This window comes from Streptomyces sioyaensis, from assembly GCF_004122735.1.
GTDB classification, from domain to species: Bacteria; Actinomycetota; Actinomycetes; order Streptomycetales; family Streptomycetaceae; genus Streptomyces; species Streptomyces sioyaensis.
In genome coordinates this window covers 94,211-111,579 of record NZ_SDIF01000012.1, presented here as the reverse complement: position 1 = coordinate 111,579, position 17,369 = coordinate 94,211, and the positions used below count along the sequence as shown (strand labels likewise).

Sequence of the window (17,369 nt, the reverse complement as noted above, 5' to 3'; positions counted from 1 at the left end):
GTCTTCTACTTCGACGACGACGGGTTCAGCTACGCGCACGAGGAGACCGCCGCGGTGCTCTGAGCGTCGCGGCCGCCGGCGGACGGGACGACCTCCCGTCCGCCGGCGGCACCACCTCCTGGAGCCCGGCCGCCCGGATCCAGGCCGACGGCGGGGGGCGTACCCGCCGGCAGGAGCGCAGGACGGCACAGCAGATATTTCGGGTCGGTCACGCCTGCAACCGACGGGTCGGGCAAACAGTCCTACGGGACATGAAAAGACGACTGAACCTGCGTATGCGGCGGTCCGCTGCCGGTCGCCGGGTGGGCGCCGCGCTCGCCTTCACGGCGCTGACCGTCCCGCTGACGGTGGCCTTCGGCTCCACGGCCCAGGCGGCCACCGCGTCCTCGTGCACCGCGGCCCGCGGCCCCTATCAGAAGCAGGCCGAGAGGTTCCTCGGGCTTCCGGTGGACGGCCGGCAGTCGGCCGCCGACTGCCGGGCGATCCGTGACTTCCAGACCAGCCACGGCATCACCCCGAACATCGGCTACGCGGGCCCCGTCACCTGGGGGGTGATGAGCCTGGTGGCGCAGCAGAAGGCGGCCGGGAGCAACCCGAACAAGGCGCACAAGTGCCCCACCACCAAGGGGCGGATAGCCTGCGTCGACCTGACCCGCCAGCTCAGCTGGGTCCAGGACGGCTCGAAGCTGGTGTACGGGCCGGTGCCGATCCGCAGCGGTCGCGACGGTTACGAGACCCGCACCGGCGCCAAGAAGATCTACTGGCGCAACCTGCACCACTACTCGACGATCTATCACGTGGCCATGCCCTACAGCCAGTTCTTCGACGGCGGCCAGGCATTCCACTCCATCAGCGGCAGCGTCTGGTCGGCTCCCGGCTCGCACGGCTGCGTCAACATGCGCACCGGCGACGCCAAGAAGTACTGGTCGCTGCTGAAGAACGGTGACGACGTCTACGTCTACGGCCGTAAGCCCGGCACCTGAGCCGACCCCGCACGGGGGAGCGCCCGATGGCGGAGAGCCACCGGGCGCCGTGCCCTCGGCACGCCGGGCCCGTCCGGTCCGGTCCGGCTGGGTCCTGCGCGGCCCGCTAACGGGAGGCGCGGGAGGAGGGCAGCGCACAGGCCGCCGTGCCGCCCGGCAGCCGATGACGGTTGCGGGCGATCAGCCGGTACAGGCCGTGGGCCATCCAGCGCACCGGCGGGAGAGTGAGCAGCGCTCCCACGAGCGGCCACCCGCCGGACGCGCTCAGCAGCAGCTTCGCGACGGCCTGGGCGCCACCGTGCACCGCTCCGGCCGGCGTCACCCACAACACTTCGCGCTCCGCGCGCCCGGGGGTGACGCCCAGCCCTGCGAGATCGGCGAACTGCCAGGGCGTGGCGGTACAGCGCGGACGCAGCCATCGTTCCGCGAACCGGACCGAGGACGTGCAGAAGGCGCAGTCGCCGTCATAGACAAGTACGGGCTGCCGCTGCATTTCCCGTCACCCCTCGACCCTCACGCGGTCCGTCACGATGTGCGCTGCCGACGACCATGATATTCGCCGCGTTGCGCGAGGAATCGTGCGGCGCCGCCGCGCGTGGCCGCCGAGGGGGACGGGCCCGGTCAGTCGGCCAGCAGGTGGTACAGCGCCATCGGCGTCACATAGCCCGGCCAGCGGCCGTCGGCGAAGAGATGCACGCCGGCGTCCTCGTAGCACTGGTCGACGAGCTGGGAGCAGATCATGTGCCGGGTGCTGGCGACATAGCGGCGCAGCCCCGGCAGGGGCAGACGGAAGCGGTGCGCGGCGATCGCCAGGTAGTCGAGGAAGCTGTACGGCACCCCGGTGTAGCGGGTGGCCGCGGTGCAGAGAGCGGCGCGCTGACGTTCGGTGAGCCGCTCCGGGCACACATAGCGCACCTCGGCGCCGTCGTAGGTGTCGAGCGGCACGATGCGGGCACCGCCCGGTTCGGCCTCCAGCAGCCGGTCGTCGGGCAGGACCAGGAAGGCGTGTTCGTAGTCGGCGAAGCCGTCTCCGTTGATCCATTGTCCGAAGCGGATCAACCGGCCTGTGACGCCGGATATTTGGGTGAGTCCGATGTCGCCGGGCAGGGGGTGGGTGTGCCTCATGAGCAGCTCCCGGGAGCCGAAGGGGGTTCCCGGAGGTGATACCCGCTGGACCGTCAGGCGGACCGCATCGCGCGGCTGCGCGGCCGAATTCCGGCCGCGGCAGGGCAGATGGCGGACGGGGCGGGAAATCGGACTCTGGGCGGGGTACGGGTCACCGGACCGGGATGTCACGGGTCACCGGACCGGAATGCGGCCCGCCGGGAGCCGGCGGGAACGAGCAGGAGGAGCGGGCGCACTATGGGCACCGGAGAGAGCGAGCACACCCCGGCCGCGCGCCGGGACGCCTCCGCGCCGGGCGGCGGCAACGGCCAACGGCCGCTGTCGGGCACCGTGGCGCTGGTGACCGGCGCCTCCAGCGGCATCGGTGCGGCCACCGCACTGGCGCTCGCCCGGGAAGGCTGCTCCGTCGCACTGGTCGCCCGCCGCACCGGGCGGCTGGCGGAGCTCACCCGGTCCCTCGGCGCACAGGGCGCTACGTCCCTGGCCCTGACCGCCGACCTGTGCGACGCGGCGCAGCCGGCCGAGGCGGTCGAGCGGGCCGTGGCCCACTTCGGGCGGCTGGACATCGTGGTGAACAACGCGGGCTTCGGCGTGCGCGGCCCGGTGGCGGAGAGCGATCCCGAGGACTGGGACCGGATGATCGACCTCAACGTCAGGGCGGTGCTGCGGATGTCCCGTGCCGCGCTCCCGCATCTGCTGCACGCGGCGAACGCGGGGCCGCGCGGCGTGGCCGACCTGGTGAACGTCAGCTCGGTCGCGGGCCGGGTGCCCCGCAAGGACAACAGCGTCTACTCGGCCACCAAGCATGCGGTCTGCTCGTTCAGCGAGGCGCTGCGCCGGGAGGTGACTGGGCGTCAGGTCCGGGTCGGGCTGGTCGAGCCGGGCATGACCACGACGGAGATGACGCGCGGCGGCCAGGCCGCGTCGGCCCACGGACTGCCGCCGGACAGCTGGCTGCGGGCCGAGGACATCGCCCGCTCCCTCGCCTTCATGGTCACCCAGCCGGCGCATGTGGCGATCAATGAGATCATGGTGCGGCCGACCGCCCAGGAACACTGACCGACCTGCCGTCTCCACGAGCCCTGCCGAGGAGAGTCCCGTGCGCCTGCTGATCGTCTCCGACACCCATCTCCCCAGCCGCGCCAAGGCGCTGCCGCCGCAGCTGCTCGACGAAGTGCCGCGCGCGGATGTCGTCGTGCATGCCGGTGACTGGGTCGACACCGCGACCCTGGACCTGCTGGAGGAGCGGGCCGCCCGACTGATCGCGGTGTACGGCAACAACGACGGCCCGGAACTGCGCTCCCGGCTGCCCGAGGTGGCATACGCGGAACTGGCCGGAGTTCAGCTGGGCGTGGTGCATGAGACGGGCCCGGCGCAGGGGCGGGAGCGCCGGTGCGCCGAACGGTTCCCCGGCCTCGACGTCCTGGTCTTCGGCCACAGCCACATCCCCTGGGACGCCATGGCCGGCGACCGGCTGCGCCTGCTGAACCCGGGCTCGCCGACCGACCGCCGCCGGGAGCCGTACTGCACCTATATGACCGCGGAGATCGCCGCGGGCCGGCTCACCTCGGTGGAGCTGCACCGGCTGCCGCACCGCACATGAGAGACGCCCGCCCGGATCCTCAAACGCCGAGCAGCCCGCGGATGTAGGCCGCCTGTCCGGCGTGCTGCAGATCGTCGGCGATCACGCTGATCAGGCGGACTCCCAGGGTGACGGGCGGGGTCCAGGCCCGGTCGACGACCCGCTTCATGTCCTTGTCGTCGATCCCGGCGAGGTACTGCACCGTATTGTCGTGGACCGCGCCGTGATAGTCCGTCAACAACTGTCCGCTCAGGTCCCGTACGGCGGCCACGTCCTTGGTGGAGTGGGCGAAGCCGGTGTCGTCGGCGGCGAAGGGGAGGCCGAAGCGGTCGTACCAGCCGTCCGAGGTCCAGATCTGCTCGGTGCCGGCCACACCGGCGAGGTGGTCGTCCTGGATCCTGGTGAGGTGCCAGACCAGCCAGCCGATGGAATTGGCGTCGTCCTCGGGGCGGGTGCTGAGTTCGTCGGGGTCGAGCCCGGTGACCACGTCTTCGACGACCTCCCGGATCCGGCCGAAGGCATCGACGAGCAGGTCCGTGCTGGCGTTCATACAGGGCTCCTTTGCGGCGACGGAGGTCTGCGCGCGGAAGGTCCGCGGCTGCCGGTACCGGTCGACCGATCCGTCGCGCCCCGGCGGCGGTCGCACACCCGGCGGGCCCCGGTCCCGGCAGCCCGCCCATGGTCGCAAGCCGAGCGGAGGAATCGGCGGGGGCAGGCCGACGGGCGGCATTTTCCCCGGCGCACCGAACTCGTTCGGCCGGGGCCGCGCCGCACCGCGGCCGCGTCCGGCGCGCGCCGCGGTGCGCGGTTCCTGCTAGGCCCTGTCCGATGGGTACAGGGTCGGAAAGGGTCTAGGGAACGGCGGTGGGCGACCGCACCAGCAAGTAGCGGTGCAGGAGCGGCCCGAGGACGGTGATGACGCTGGTCAGCCCCGCCGCGACGGCCAGGTCGGGGTGGCGCATCGAGTCCTCCAGCAGCCAACTGGCGCCGATCGCGAGGGCGACCAGGGCGATCTTGGCGGCGGCCAGCCGGACGAACGACAGCTGGAGGCGTCGCGCCGGACGCCGGGCGGCACGGCGGCTGCGCGCGCGGTGCAGCAGCGGTGCGGCGACGAACAGGAGGACCAGCAGCTTCACGGCGTGCTCCCACAGCGGTGAGCCCTGGTTCCAGGCCCAGACGCCGCCCATGACGAGCCCGGCGACGAGGTAGAGCCCGGCGATGGTCCCCTTGCCGGGGCTCGGGGCGGGGTCGTCGGACGCCGCGGTGGTGCCGCTGGGCGGGGTGGCGGCGCCGGTTCGGGCCGGGCCGTGCGGAGAGCGGCGCGTGGGCGTGGGCAAGGCGACCTCCGAGGGGCCTCGTGTGAGGGTGCGGGCGGGGCGGCGGTGCTCGTGACACCGGATCCCTGGTGCGGGCCCGGGCGTGGGCGGGGGTGGTGCTCGTGACACCTCCCCGCACGACAGTTGGGAGAAGTGGGGCAGCCGTGGGAGAAGCGGGTCGGCCGGGAGAAGTACGTCAGCCGAGCGAGAGCGGAAGCCGGCTCAGCCCCCGCAGCGTGATGTGGTCCTTCCACTCGGGCTCGCCGGCCAGTCGCACCTGTGGGGCGCGGGCCAGCAGCATCCGCAGCGCGATCTGTGTTTCGAGGCGGGCGAGCGGAGCGCCCAGACAGAAGTGGATGCCCTGGCCGAAGGCGAGGTGCCGCAGGGGCGTGCGGCCGATGTCCAGCCGCTCGGGGTGCTCGTACGCCGCCGGGTCGCGGTTCGCCGCACCGATCAGCAGCAGAAGTGTGCTGCCCGCGGGGACCGGGACCCCGGCGACCTCGGCATCCTGCAGGGCGAAGCGGACGGTGAGCTGGACCGGCGAGTCATAGCGCAGCAGCTCCTCGACCGCGTTGTCGGTCAGGGCCGGGTCGTTGCGCAGCCGCGTCAGCTGGTCGGGGTGGCGCAGCAGGGCGAGGGTGCCGTTGCCGATCAGGTTGACGGTGGTTTCATGACCGGCGATCAGCAGCAGGGTGCAGGTGGCCAGCAGCTCGTTCTCGGTCAGCGCGTCGCCGTCGTCGTGCACGGTGACCAGGGCCGAGAGCAGGTCGTCGCCCGGTGCGCGGCGGCGCTCGACGACGAGTTCGCGCAGATAGTCGGTGAACTCGCGGCGGGCCCGCGCTTCCTGTTCGGCGGCACCGGGCGGCAGCAGGAAGTCCGGGACGAGGGCGCCCGCGACCGCATGCGACCAGGTCAGCATCCGGTGGCGGTCCTCCGTGGGCACGCCGAGCAGTTCGCTGATCACCGCCACCGGCAGGGGAGTGGCCAGGCCCTCGATGAGGTCGACCGGTCCCGGTGTGCGCTCCATCGCCGTGAACAGCTCGTCGGTGAGCTCTTCGATCCGCGGTGCGAGACGCTCGACCCGTCGCCGGGTGAAGGCCTGGGAGACCAGGGCCCGCATCCGTGTGTGGTCGGGTGGGTTCAGGCCGAGGAAGCCGCGTACGGGACGGCCGTCGTCGTCGACCAGGACATCGAGGGACGGGCGGCGGCCGGCGAACCGGGGATCGTCGGCCTCCGGGTGCCCGAACCGTCCGTCGCGCAACACCGCGGCGCAGTCCTCGTACCGGGTGAGCACCATCAGTCGATCGTCGAGTCGCGCGAGCGGCGTCTGTGTCCGCCAGCGGGAATAGAGGGGGTAGGGGTCGGCCTGGTTCCGGGGGTCGAGCAGGTCCTGAAGTGACGGCAGGGCAGTTGTGGTGCCGAGCTGGGTCATCGGTTCTCCTCGGGCCGGTCGGCGGCCGCGGGGTCGTCCGTGGCCGCGGGGGCATCCGGGTGGGCGGGGCCCGGGGCGCCGCTGGTGGTGCCGCTCGCCGCGATACCGGCGAGCAGCCACTGCATCGCCTGGCCCAGCAGCTCGTCCGGCACGCTGGCCGGGTCGATCCGCCGCTGGCGCAGCAGGCCCTGGAAGAGCGCCATCGCGATCGTGGCCACCGCATCGGCGGGTACGGACCCGGCTGCCCCGACGTGCTCCAGCGCCTTGCCCATGAGGCTTTCCAGCTCGGCCCGGGGACCGCGCAGCTCCTCGGCCAGCGTCTCCATCAGCGGGGGGTTGCGCACCGCGTAGAGCCAGAATTCGGCCTGGAGGGGAGCGAAGTCGGGATCCTTGTCGGCGGCGTTCGCCAGCAGCCGGCCGAGCGCCGGTACCGGATCGTCGCCGGCCTGTGCGTCGGCCATGATCCGCGTCGCCCGGGACACCTGCTCGCTCGCGCGCTCCTTGAGCAGCTCGACGAACAGCCGCTCCTTGCTGCCGAAGTTCGAGTAGACCGCGCCGATGGAGAACCCCGCCGCCTCGGCGACCTCCTCGACGGAGGCGCCGGCGAATCCCTTGCGGGCATACGTCCGGGCCGCCGCGTCGAGCAGCAGCCGCCGGGTACGGGCCTTGGTCTCCGCTCTCGTCGGGCGGCGCTTCGGTGGGTGGTCGGCATCCGGGCTCATGCCTTCCACGCTATAGATAGCGCTGGCTATGTCAATATCTCGCACTATGTGAAGCGCCGGCTACCGCGGGATCCGGCGGTGTCGCCGCGCGCCGTGCGACCGGGGTGCACGCCGATCCGTCCGGTGCGGGAGGCCGGATACGGCAACGCCGCGGGTGACGGCACGGCTGTCACCCGCGGCGCGGCACGGCGGCACCGCCCCGCCGCGGCGGTTCAGTCCTCCTCGGGGCCGACCATGGCGGCCAGCACGGATCGCCAGTCCTCGCCCGGCCGCGCCGCGAGGGACGGGGCCAGCCGCCCGGAGCGGTAGTGCCAGCGGTGGTCCAGATCCGGGTGGACCTCGTCGGTGTCCCGGATCTCGCTGTCGCTGCCGAGCAGTGCGGTCAGTTCGGTGGCGAGGTCCCGCCAGGCGAGATGTCCGCTGATGGCGTTGGCGACACCGTGCACGGGGGCGTCCAGGCAGGAGACCACCGCCCGGGCCAGCGCCGCGGCGTGCACCCAGGCCGCGCCGTACCAGGCATGCCCGCCGGTGCCCGGCCGCGGCAGGGCGATCGGCCGGCCCTCCCGCGCGGCCTGGTAGAGCAGACCGGTGGCGCCCCAGCGCAACTGGTCCCGCAGCCGCTGGTGCGCGCCCCACACCAGAGGGGAGCGGACGGCGCTCGCGCCGCCCCGGCCCTCGGCACCGGCGGCCCGCAGCAGCAGCCCCTCACAGTCGGCCTTCGCCTGGCCGTACCCGCTCAGCGGCCCGCGCGGGGCGGACTCCTCCGCCACCCACTCGCCCTCGGGGTGCCCGTAGGCGTCCACGCTGCTGACGAAGACGAACGGGCCGCGCGACCAGGCCCCGATCATCGCTGCCATCGCCGTCACGTCGACCTCGGGCCGGGTGAAGGTACAGGCCGCGTGGATGACCGCGTCGGCGTTGTCGACGGCCTTGCGCAGCCCGTCCAGGTCGGTGAGATCGCCCTCGATGACGTCCACGCCCTGCGCGGCGACCAGGTGCGCGGATTCGGGGCGGGCCAGCGCCAGCACCGGGCGCCCCCGGGCGGCCAGTTCCCGCAGGACGAACGCGCCGACCCCGCCGGTGCCTCCGGTGACCAGGACCGTGCCCTCGCGGGCGCGCCGCGGGCGGGAGGGGGCGGCCGAGGGCGCGGCGGCCCGCTCCGCCTCGCGCGCGTCCAGCAGGGCGGTGACTGCGCGCGGGGTGCGGGCCTGCATGATGTCCAGGCCGGTCAGCGGCAACTTCAGCGCCTGGCGCAGCCGTTCGGCGAGCTGCACGGCGATCAGCGAGTGGCCGCCGAGCAGGAAGAAGTCGTCGTCCGGCCCGGGCGCATGCCCCAGCAGCGCGGCGAAGCCCTCGGCCACGGCCTCGGCGCGCTCGCCTTCCGGCGCGGGGGCCGACGGGATGCCCGGCAGCCGGGCCACATCGACCGTGCCGGCGGCCGTCCGCGGCATGGCGTCCAGCAGGGTCACCGCGGCGGGCACCAGGTCCCGGGCCAGTGCCGCGCGCAGATGGGAGCGCAGCACGGCCGGTGCGGGGCCGCCGATCTCCCGCAACACGGCGTACGCCAGCAGCGGGCCGCCCGCCGGTTCGACCACGACGGCCTCGGCCACCTCGGGGTGCGCCCGCAGCAGTGCCTCGGCCGGGTGCCCGCCGCCCTCGCCGCGGCGCGCCGGCGGCTCACCGGGCAGGCGGGACAGCCGCAGGCCCGGGTCGGCGGCGACCGCGGTGAGCAGGGCGGCGTAGTGCCCGCCGAGCGCGGCCGCGGCCTCCTCGTCCAGTGCGGTCCGGCTGTACTGGACGAGGCCGGCCGGTTCGGCGCCGTCCACCAGGCCGAAGGACAGGTCGAACTTGGCTTCCCCGGCGCTGACGTCGAGGTACTCGCCCTCGGTGCCCGGCAGTTGCAGGGTGGTGGGCGCGCCCAGGACATCCGCGGTCACCCGGATCAGCGGTGTCCCGTCGGCGTCACGTGCGGTGGCGCCGAGCCGTTCCAGGATGAGGTCGAAGGGCACCTCGCGGCCCTGCTGGGCGTCGAGCAGTGCGTCCCGTACGCGGGCCACGAGCGCGGTGAAGGACGGGTCGCCGGTGGTGTTCACCCGGACCGGGAGGGTGTTGACGCAGAGTCCGACCAGGCCGCGCATGCCCGCGCCCTGCCGGTGCGTGCCGGCCACGCCGATCACCAGGTCGTCCCGGCCGGTGAAGCGGTGCAGGGCGGCGAAGGCCCCGGCGAGTGCCACGGTGAACAGGGTGGCCCGGTGCTCTTGGCCGAGGGCGCGCAGGGCGGCCGGCACCTGAGGGTCGAGCGGGACGGTGCGGGTGCCGGCCGGCCGGTCGCATGCGTCGGCGGGCGGCTGCGCGGGGCGCGGCAGCGGTAGCGGAGAGGCGCCGTCGAGCCGCTCGGCCCAGTGGCCCAGCCCCTGTGCCAGCCGGTCGGCGGCCGCCTGCTCGCGCCGGGCGAAGTCCGCGTACTGCGGGGGCGGCGACGGCAGAGCGGCGGCCGAGCCCTCGGCGGCGGCCGTGTAGAGCAGGCTCAGCTCCCCGGCCACCGTCTCCAACGACGGGCCGTCGATGGCGATGTGATGGAACGTCAGCATGACCGTGTGGTCCTGCGGCCCGTGCCGCAGGACCAGGGACCGCGGCACCGGGCCGGCGGCGAGGTCGAACGGGCGGTGGGCCTCCTCGGCCAGCAGCGCGGGGGCGCCCGCCTCGTCCGTCTCCACGACGCGCGGTGCGAGCGCCTCCGGTGCCGGCAGCACCTCCTGGTACGGCTCACCGTCCCGCTGCCCGTAGCGGGTCCGCAGAATCTCGTGGCGGCGTACCAGCGAGGTCAGCGCGGTCGCCAGCGCCTCCAGATCGAGCGGGCCGCGCAGCCGGGTGGCGAAGGGCACGCTGTACGAGGCGCCGTCCTGGCCGAGCCGGTCCATCAGCCACATCCGGCGCTGGGCATGGGAGAGCGGCGTCGGACCCGCAGGGGCGGCCTCGTCGGCGGGAGCGGGGCGGGCGGTGCGGGAGCGCGCCCGGCGCAGCAGCTCCTCCTGGAGCGCCGCGGCGGTCGGGGAATCAGTGGCCATCGGTGTCCTCCGGGGCGCCGGGGTGCAGATCGCTGTGGGCGGCGAGCAGCGCGCGCTCGACCAGCGCGGCATGCCCCGCCACCGTCGGGGCGGCGAAGAAGTCGGCGAGCGTCAGCTCCACGCCGAGGTCCTCGCGGAGGTCGTCGGTGACGGCCAGCGCGAGCAGGGAATGACCGCCCAGCGCGAGGAAGTCGGCGTCCGGACGGGCGACTTCACGCCCCAGCGACCGGCTCCAGATCTCGGCGACGGCCTGCTCCAGCGGACTCAGCGGCCCGGCCGGGGCCTCGGCCCCGCCGTCGGTGACGAGATCCGTCAGCGCGCGGCGGTCGACCTTGCCGGAGGGGGTGAGCGGCAGCGCCTCGACCAGCTGGATGTCGTCGGGGACCAGATGGGCGGGCAGGACGGCGGTGAGCGCCTCGCGCAGGGCGCCGGGACGCGGCACCGGACCGGGCGCGGCCACCACGAACGCGGCCAGCCGGGCGTCGTCGGGCGCGGGGTGGTGCACGGTGACGGCCGCGTCGGCCACCTCGGGCCGCTCCCGCAGGGCGTGTTCGATCTCGCCCGGCTCGATCCGGAAGCCGCGGATCTTCACCTGGTCGTCGGTGCGCCCGTGGAAGTCGAGAGTGCCGTCCGGCCGCAGCGAGACGAGGTCGCCGGTGCGGTAGCAACGTCCCCACTCGGGCAGGTCGCAAAAGCGCTCGGCGGTCAGCTCCGGCTGCCCGGTGTAGCCCTGTGCCAGCCGGCTGCCGCCGATCCACAGCTCCCCGCGCGCACCGTCCGCGACCGGCCGCCCGGCGTCGTCGAGCACGTGCACGCTGGCCCCGGCGATCGGCCGGCCGATGGGCACCTGGCCGTGGCAGTCGGCGTCGGTGACGCGGTGGGCCGTGGTGAACGTCGCCGCCTCCGTCGGCCCGTAGCCGTTGACCAGTTCCAGCCAGGGGAAGGCTCGCAGCACCTCGCCGGCGTGGTGCGCGGACAGCGCCTCGCCGCCCACGATCACCGACCGCAGCAGCGAGAAGATCCGGGAGCGCCGGCCGGCCAGCTGGTGGAACAGGGCGGTGGTGAAGAACGCGACGGTGACGCCGTGGCGCTCCACGTGCCGCGCCAGGTCCTCCAGCGACGGCCGTTCGGTGGTGCACACCACCACGGCGGCGCCGTTGGCCAGCGCGCCCCACACCTCGAAGGTCGAGGCGTCGAAGGTCATCGGCGAGTGGAAGAGCACCCGGTCGCGGGCGGTGAGGGTGAGGTACGCCGGGTCCAGGACCAGCTCGGCGATCGCGCGGTGCGGGACGGCCACGCCCTTGGGGCGGCCGGTGGAGCCGGAGGTGAACATGGTGAACGCCGTGGCGTCCGGGGCGAGTTCGGCCGCGGCGAGGGCGTCGCCGCCGAGCAGCGGTTCACCGGGCAGCACCAGGGTGGCACCGGCGGGCGCCGCGGATTCCAGGAGCTTGCGGTCACCGACGGTCAGCGTGGCACCCGCGTCGGCGGTCAGCGCCTCGGAACGGGCCCGCGGATGGGCCGGATCGAGCGGAACGCACCCGGCGCCCGCCCACCACAGCGCGAGCTGGGCGACCACGGTGCGGGCGGAGCGGGGCAACAGCAGCGCCACGGTGTCACCGGGGCGCACGCCGTGCTCGTGCAGATGGGCGGCGAGCGCCCGGGCCGACGCGACGAGCTGCGCATAGGTCAGCGTGGTGTCGCCGTCCGCCACGGCCAGGGCGTGCGGGGTCCGTTCGGCGTGCCAGGCCACCAGGGTCGCCAGTCCGGCCGCGGGCGCGGGCCGGCCGGCCGCCGGGACGGGCCCGGTTCGGTCACCGGACGGGATGCGCTCGTGCGGCAGGGTGCCTTCGGTGAGCACGGGGCCCTCCTTCGGGGCGTCGGGGGAGTACGGGATGCGGGCGGTCATCTCAGGCTCCCGTCGCCTGCTGCCGGGCGCGGCGCTCGTCGATGAGCCGCGCCACGGCGCGCAGGTCCGGCTGGCGGAGCAGTTCGGGGGCGCGCAGCCGTACCCCGCTCTCCTTCTCGATGACGGCCAGCAGCCGGGCGGCGACGATCGACGTGCCGCCGGCCTCGGTGAAGTTGTCCGTCAGCGAGGTCTCGGGACGGGCCAGCAGATCGCGCACGGCGGTCAGCAGGAGCTGTTCGCCGGGGGTGGCGCCGGCGTCCGGCGCGGCGGGGGCGGTGCCCTCGTCCGGGCGGGCGTCGGCGGCGGCCGCCGCCTGCCGGGTCAGCTCGGCGCGGTCCACCTTGCCGTTGGCGTCCAGGGGGAAGGCGTCCACGATCCGTACGTCGGAGGGCACGGCCTGTTCGGGCAGCCAGGTCCGCAGGGCGGGCAGCAGGGACTCCGCCGTGGGGGCGGCACCGGGGGCCGGCCGGACGTACGCCACCAGGCGGGTGTGGCCGTCGGCGGTGCGCGGCGCGGTGACGACGGCGCTCAGGACCGCCGGGTCCTGCTCGAACGCGGCTTCCACTTCGGCCGGTTCGATCCGGACACCGCTGATCTTGACCTGGTCGTCGAGCCGGCCGAGGAACTCCAGCTGCCCGCCGTCGCGCATCCGTACCCGGTCCCCGGTGCGGTACAGCCGCTCCACCCCCGGCAGACCGAGGCTCTCGGGCACTGCGGTGAAGCGGCGCGCGGTCAGTTCGGGATCCAGATAGCCCAGGGCCAGACCGCTGCCGCCGATGTGGAGTTCGCCCTCGGTGCCCTGCGGGACCGGCCGGCCGTCGGCGTCGGTGACGACCACGGTCACGCCCGGGAGGGGGCGCCCGATCGGCGGCGCGGAGTCCGTGCCCGCCGCGGGGTCGGTCCCCTGCATGGTGTACACGGTGGAGGCCACGGTGGCCTCGGCCGGCCCGTAGGCATTGTGGACGGTGGCGGTCACGTCCGCGCCCGGTCGGCGGCGCATCCGGTCACCGCCCACCATCAGATGACGCAGCGTCAGGTCGGTGGGCCAGGGCCGGTCCAGCAGCGGCTCGGCCATCGGGGTGGGCGCGACACCCACCGTCACCCCGGCCTCGCGCCACCAGTCGGCCAGCACCATCGGGTCCCAGCGGACCTCGTCCGGAGCGGGGACCAGCGCCGCCCCGGAGGTCAGCCCGGCCCACAGCTCCATCAGATGGGGGTCGAACGCGACGCCGATCAGCAGGGACTGCCGGTCACCGGGGGCGAGACCGGTCGTGCTGCGGTACCAGTCCAGGAGGGTGCCGAGCGCCGGTTCGGCGACCGCCACCGCCTTGGGACGGCCGGTGGAGCCGGAGGTCAGCACGGCGTAGAACGCCTCGGCGGGCGCGGAACGGGCCGCCCCGACGGGCGTGGCGAACGCCGCCACGACGCGGGTGGCCGCATTGGTGCCCGCGTCGGGCAGCGCCAGATCCCGCAGCTCGGCCGACCGGTGGCGGGGCGGCAGGAACGCGGGGTCGCCGATCAGCGCGACGACGTTCAGGTCGTCGGTGACGGCGGCGGTACGGCGCTCGCCGGGGCGGGGGCCGAGCGGCAGATACACGGCACCGAGCCGGGCGAGCGCGACGGCGGTCACCACGAGGGCGGCCGAACGGTCGAGGCAGACGCCGACCAGGTCCCCGGGCCGCACCCGGTCGCGCAGCGCGGCGGCCACCTCATCGGCGGCGGTGGCGATCTGCCCGTACGTCCAGCGGTGCGGCCCGTCGAGAACCGCGGGCGCCTGCGGGGTGTTCCGGGCCCACTCCTCGAAGCGGGCGAGCACCCCGATGTCGGCGCCGGTGGCCGGCGCGGCGCCGTGGGCGATGCTGAGCGGCTTCTCGTCCGGAGTGTGCGGGGCGGTGGCCGGGGCGGTCATCGGCTGGGTCATCGGGACTCCGTCACGGGGGTCGAAGCGGCGGAAGCGGGGACGGCGGCGGTGCCGACGGTGCGGAGCGCACGGGCCTGGTCGGCCAGCACCGGGTTCTGGAAGAGCAGCCGCAGCGGCGGACGTTTGCCCAGCCGCGGTTCGAGCCAGGCGGCCAGCTCCGCGGCGAGCAGCGAATGGCCGCCGGACCGGAAGAAGTCCGAGGACTCGTCGAAGCGGCGGTGGCCCAGCGCCACGGACCAGCCCTCGGCCAGCAGCGCCGTCAACGGATCGGCCGGCACCGGCGGTTGCCCGCCACCGCTCTCCACGACGGGCGCGGCCGGCTCCAGCGCGGCGGCCCGGCGGGTGAGCGCGGTGCGGTCCGGCTTGCCGCCCGCCAGCCTCGGCATGGTGTCCAGCACGGCCCAGCGGCCCGGTACCAGGGCGCTCGGCAGCCGGCCGCTCAGCTCCGTGTGCAGCTTCTGCTCGTCCCACGGGGCACGCTCGTCGGCGCTCTCCAGGAAGCCGACAAGCCGCGGCCCGCCGGCGGCCTCGCGGTCCAGCACCACGGCGCAGGACCGTCCGCCGAGCGCGGCCGACGCCGCTGCCTCGACCTCTTCCAGCTCGATGCGGTAACCCCGCAGCTTGATCTGGTGGTCCCGGCGGCCCAGGAAGTACAGCAGCCCGTCGCGGCCGCGGTAGCCGAGGTCGCCGGTGAGGTAGACCCGCTCGCCGCCGAGGGCTTCCACGGAGAGGAATCGCGCGGCGGTGGCCTCGGGATTGCCGACGTACCCCTCGGCCAACCCGGCGCCGGCGATGGCGAGTTCACCGACCGCGCCGTCGGGAAGCGGCCGGTGGTGGGCGTCCAGGACGTGGATCCGCTCGCCGGGCAGTTCGGTGCCCAGCGGGATCTCCGCACCGTCGGCGAGGCCCTCCCGGGTGATCTCGTGGACGGTGGAGCTGATGGCGGCCTCCGTGACGCCGTAGACGTTGAGCACGGTGCTGTCGGTGTCCGCCAGGAAGGCGCTCAGTACATCCGCCGGGAGTCGTTCCCCGCCGAGCACCAGCAGCCGCGGCGCCCACTGGCCTTCGCGCAGGGCGGGGCGCAGCTCCTCGCGGGTGGCGAGGAAGTAACTGGTCGGCAGATTGGCCACGGTGACCCGGGCGGCGACCAGGAGGGCGGCCAACTCGGCGCCGGTCGGCACCTCACGGTCGGGGGCGACCAGGCACGCCCCGGCGTACAGCGACGGCAGCACCTCTTCGAGGGCCACGTCGAACGACGGCTGGGCGAAGAGCAGCACCCGGTCGCCCGGCGCCAGCCCGAACCGCCCGGCCGCTCCGGTCAGATGGTTCTCCAGCGCCGTGCGGCCCACGGCGACGGGCTTGGGGATGCCGGTCGAACCGGAGGTGTGAATGATGTAGGCGGCACCGGGCACCACCTCCGCCGCATGGGCCGCCGGCAGCACCTCGGCGTCGACGGTGGCCGTCGGCAGTCCGTCCGGCACGGTGACCGGGGCCTGGGCCGAGGTCAGGACCAGCGCCGGAGCCAGCCGGCCCAGCAGCAGCTCCAGCCGGGCCGGCGGGTCGGACGGCGACAGCGGGCAGTACACCGCCCGGGTCCGAAGACAGGCCAGCAGGGTCACGACGGAGTCGGCCCCGCGGGGCAGCACCGCGGCCACCGGCTGCCCTGCGGTCACTCCGGCCGCCCGCATCCGCTCCGCGAGCGAGGTCACCCGCTCGTCGAGATCGCCGTAGGTGAGCCGGCGGGCGCCGGTCAACAGCGCGGGCAAGGACGGGTCGTGGGCGGTGGCGGGGTCCAGCGGGTCGTGCCCGGACGGCCGCGGCGCGGGTGCCGGAAGGGCCGGCGGTACGGGCGGCAGCGCCAGGTCCGCGAGAGCCGTGCCGGGCGCGTCGAGGTACGCCCGCAGCAGGTCCAGGAACCGCCCGGCGAGCAGCTTCGCCACGTCCTCGCCGAACATGTCGGCGTCGTAGTCCCACACCAGCGTCATGCCCGCGGCACCGTGCCGGGGGCCGACGCCGCGCCGGTCGTCCGGCAGCAGCACCACGTCCAGGTCGAACCGGGTGGTGCCGGTGTTGAAGCCCTCGAACAGGGTGATGTCCAGGCCGGGGACCTCGATCTCCGGGAGCTCGGCGTCGTGCGCGCTGAACATGACGCTGAACAGGGGGTTGTCGGCGCCCGAGGTGTGCAGGCCGAGCGCGCGGGTCAGCTCCTGGATCGGCACCTCCTGGTGCGGCAGCGCACGGAAGAGGGTGTCGGTCACCTCGTCCATGGACTCCTCGGCCGGGGCGGCCGGGTCCAGCCGGAGCGGGAGCGGGATGGTGTTGACGAACATGCCCACCGCGTCCTCGAATCCGCGCGGGCGGTTGCCGACCGCGGTGCCCACCACCATCTGCGCGCGGCCGCTGTGCCGGCGCAGCAGCTCGGTGAAGAGCCCGAGGAGCGTGGCGAACGGCGTCAGACCACGGGCTTTGGCGTGCGCCCGCAACCGCTCGGCCAGATCCGCACCGATCGACTGCCGCAGCTGACCGCCGTGGTGGCGGCGCCGGGAGCCGGGCCGGGTCAGGCCGGGCAGCGGCATGTCGTAGGACAGCTCGCGCAGTGCACCGGTCCAGAACTCCAGCCCGTCACGCCGCTCCGCGCTCGCCTCGTCGGTGGACCGGGCACGGACGTGGTCGGCGTACGAGGACGCGGGCGGCAGCGCGACCGGCTCGCCCAGGACGTGGCCCCGGTAGACGGTGAACACGTCCCGCAGCAGGATCGCGAACGAGTGCCCGTCGTGGATCAGATGGTGTTCGACGTGGATGAGCCGGTGCCGGTCGTCCGCCAGCCGGACCAGCGTCCAGCGCAGCAGCGGCGCCTCATACGTGTCGAGCGGCGTCTCGGCCTCGGTGCGCAGCAGCTCCTGGAAGGCGGCCTCCGGGTCCGCCGCCCCGCTCAGGTCCACCGTGCGCAGCCGCGGGGCACAGGCCTCGGCGACCCGCTGACCCGGCATCGCCCCGGCGACGGCGACGAGTTCCAGCCGCAGCCCGGCGTGCCGGTCGAGTGTGGCGGCGAGACCGCGGCGCAGCGCGTCGGCGTCGAGCGTGCCCCACAGATCGAGGGCGGCGGTGAAGTTGTAGGCGCGGCTGCCCGGTTGCACCTGCTCGTGCAGCCAGACGATCTCCTGCGAGGAGGAGAGCGGAAGCATGGGCGATCCCTGAGGTTGTCGGGTCGGTGTGCTCCGGCCGGGGCCCGTTCGAGCCCGGCCGGTGTGCGCGGACCGGTCCGCGGGTTGCGCGGCGGTCCGGCGGAGTGAGGTGGCGAAGGAGGGGCGGTG

General features: G+C 74.5%; 13 protein-coding genes. 3 read left to right on the top strand and 10 right to left on the bottom strand.

Going from position 1 to position 17,369, the window contains the following annotated elements; genetic code table 11:
* The first annotated feature begins 251 nt into the window (after positions 1 to 251).
* Entirely contained in the window at positions 252 to 983 is a 732-nt protein-coding gene (locus tag EST54_RS06990; protein ID WP_129246094.1) for a L,D-transpeptidase family protein, read from the top strand.
* Between the two features lie 106 nt (positions 984 to 1,089).
* Here EST54_RS06990 and EST54_RS06985 read toward each other — a convergent pair whose 3' ends face one another.
* Positions 1,090 to 1,476 carry a thiol-disulfide oxidoreductase DCC family protein gene (locus EST54_RS06985; RefSeq protein WP_129246092.1) on the bottom strand — a complete coding sequence of 129 codons (387 nt, stop codon included), beginning with the start codon at positions 1,474 to 1,476 and terminating at the stop codon, positions 1,090 to 1,092.
* 128 nt (positions 1,477 to 1,604) lie between these two features.
* The gene (locus tag EST54_RS06980) at positions 1,605 to 2,108 is read right to left on the bottom strand and encodes a C40 family peptidase (RefSeq protein WP_129246090.1); all 504 of its coding nucleotides are present in this window, start codon (positions 2,106 to 2,108) and stop codon (positions 1,605 to 1,607) included.
* Positions 2,109 to 2,345: 237 nt separating this feature from the next.
* Between EST54_RS06980 and EST54_RS06975 the strand changes: the two genes are divergently transcribed.
* Both EST54_RS06975 and EST54_RS06970 read left to right on the top strand, forming a co-directional pair.
* Positions 2,346 to 3,167: an SDR family oxidoreductase gene (locus EST54_RS06975; RefSeq protein ID WP_129246088.1), complete on the top strand. Its 822-nt coding sequence runs from the start codon at positions 2,346 to 2,348 to the stop codon at positions 3,165 to 3,167.
* A gap of 40 nt (positions 3,168 to 3,207) precedes the next feature.
* Positions 3,208 to 3,711 carry a metallophosphoesterase family protein gene (locus tag EST54_RS06970; RefSeq protein ID WP_129246086.1) on the top strand — a complete coding sequence of 168 codons (504 nt, stop codon included), beginning with the start codon at positions 3,208 to 3,210 and terminating at the stop codon, positions 3,709 to 3,711.
* Between the two features lie 19 nt (positions 3,712 to 3,730).
* Here EST54_RS06970 and EST54_RS06965 read toward each other — a convergent pair whose 3' ends face one another.
* The 8 genes from EST54_RS06965 to EST54_RS06930 form a co-directional block, all read right to left on the bottom strand.
* The gene (locus EST54_RS06965; protein WP_129246084.1) at positions 3,731 to 4,240 is read right to left on the bottom strand and encodes a mycothiol transferase; all 510 of its coding nucleotides are present in this window, start codon (positions 4,238 to 4,240) and stop codon (positions 3,731 to 3,733) included.
* Positions 4,241 to 4,541: 301 nt separating this feature from the next.
* Positions 4,542 to 5,027 carry a hypothetical protein gene (locus tag EST54_RS06960; RefSeq protein ID WP_129246082.1) on the bottom strand — a complete coding sequence of 162 codons (486 nt, stop codon included), beginning with the start codon at positions 5,025 to 5,027 and terminating at the stop codon, positions 4,542 to 4,544.
* Between the two features lie 175 nt (positions 5,028 to 5,202).
* Positions 5,203 to 6,438 (bottom strand): cytochrome P450, encoded by a 1,236-nt coding sequence (locus EST54_RS06955; RefSeq protein WP_129246080.1) that lies wholly within the window; start codon positions 6,436 to 6,438, stop codon positions 5,203 to 5,205.
* Positions 6,435 to 7,160, bottom strand: a complete 726-nt coding sequence (locus tag EST54_RS06950; protein WP_129246078.1) for a TetR/AcrR family transcriptional regulator — start codon at positions 7,158 to 7,160, stop codon at positions 6,435 to 6,437. Before EST54_RS06950 ends, EST54_RS06955 begins: the two co-directional genes overlap by 4 nt.
* Before the next feature lie 212 nt (positions 7,161 to 7,372).
* The gene (locus tag EST54_RS06945; RefSeq protein ID WP_129246076.1) at positions 7,373 to 10,228 is read right to left on the bottom strand and encodes a condensation domain-containing protein; all 2,856 of its coding nucleotides are present in this window, start codon (positions 10,226 to 10,228) and stop codon (positions 7,373 to 7,375) included.
* A complete protein-coding gene (locus EST54_RS06940) occupies positions 10,218 to 12,134 on the bottom strand; it encodes a non-ribosomal peptide synthetase (protein WP_129246074.1) in 1,917 nt (638 codons plus the stop codon). Before EST54_RS06940 ends, EST54_RS06945 begins: the two co-directional genes overlap by 11 nt.
* A 1-nt stretch (position 12,135) precedes the next feature.
* Positions 12,136 to 14,055 carry a non-ribosomal peptide synthetase gene (locus EST54_RS06935; protein ID WP_129246072.1) on the bottom strand — a complete coding sequence of 640 codons (1,920 nt, stop codon included), beginning with the start codon at positions 14,053 to 14,055 and terminating at the stop codon, positions 12,136 to 12,138.
* The gene (locus tag EST54_RS06930) at positions 14,052 to 17,240 is read right to left on the bottom strand and encodes a non-ribosomal peptide synthetase (protein ID WP_129246070.1); all 3,189 of its coding nucleotides are present in this window, start codon (positions 17,238 to 17,240) and stop codon (positions 14,052 to 14,054) included. Before EST54_RS06930 ends, EST54_RS06935 begins: the two co-directional genes overlap by 4 nt.
* Positions 17,241 to 17,369: the final 129 nt, after the last annotated feature.

Bases quoted from the DNA above. Each gene is read 5' to 3' on its own strand.
- EST54_RS06990 (WP_129246094.1), top strand. From the start codon at position 252: ATGAAAAGACGACTGAACCTGCGTATGCGGCGGTCCGCTGCCGGTCGC.
- EST54_RS06985 (WP_129246092.1), bottom strand. From the start codon at position 1,476: ATGCAGCGGCAGCCCGTACTTGTCTATGACGGCGACTGCGCCTTCTGC.
- EST54_RS06980 (WP_129246090.1), bottom strand. From the start codon at position 2,108: ATGAGGCACACCCACCCCCTGCCCGGCGACATCGGACTCACCCAAATA.
- EST54_RS06975 (WP_129246088.1), top strand. From the start codon at position 2,346: ATGGGCACCGGAGAGAGCGAGCACACCCCGGCCGCGCGCCGGGACGCC.
- EST54_RS06965 (WP_129246084.1), bottom strand. From the start codon at position 4,240: ATGAACGCCAGCACGGACCTGCTCGTCGATGCCTTCGGCCGGATCCGG.
- EST54_RS06955 (WP_129246080.1), bottom strand. From the start codon at position 6,438: ATGACCCAGCTCGGCACCACAACTGCCCTGCCGTCACTTCAGGACCTG.
- EST54_RS06950 (WP_129246078.1), bottom strand. From the start codon at position 7,160: ATGAGCCCGGATGCCGACCACCCACCGAAGCGCCGCCCGACGAGAGCG.
- EST54_RS06945 (WP_129246076.1), bottom strand. From the start codon at position 10,228: ATGGCCACTGATTCCCCGACCGCCGCGGCGCTCCAGGAGGAGCTGCTG.
- EST54_RS06940 (WP_129246074.1), bottom strand. From the start codon at position 12,134: ATGACCGCCCGCATCCCGTACTCCCCCGACGCCCCGAAGGAGGGCCCC.
- EST54_RS06935 (WP_129246072.1), bottom strand. From the start codon at position 14,055: ATGACCCAGCCGATGACCGCCCCGGCCACCGCCCCGCACACTCCGGAC.
- EST54_RS06930 (WP_129246070.1), bottom strand. From the start codon at position 17,240: ATGCTTCCGCTCTCCTCCTCGCAGGAGATCGTCTGGCTGCACGAGCAG.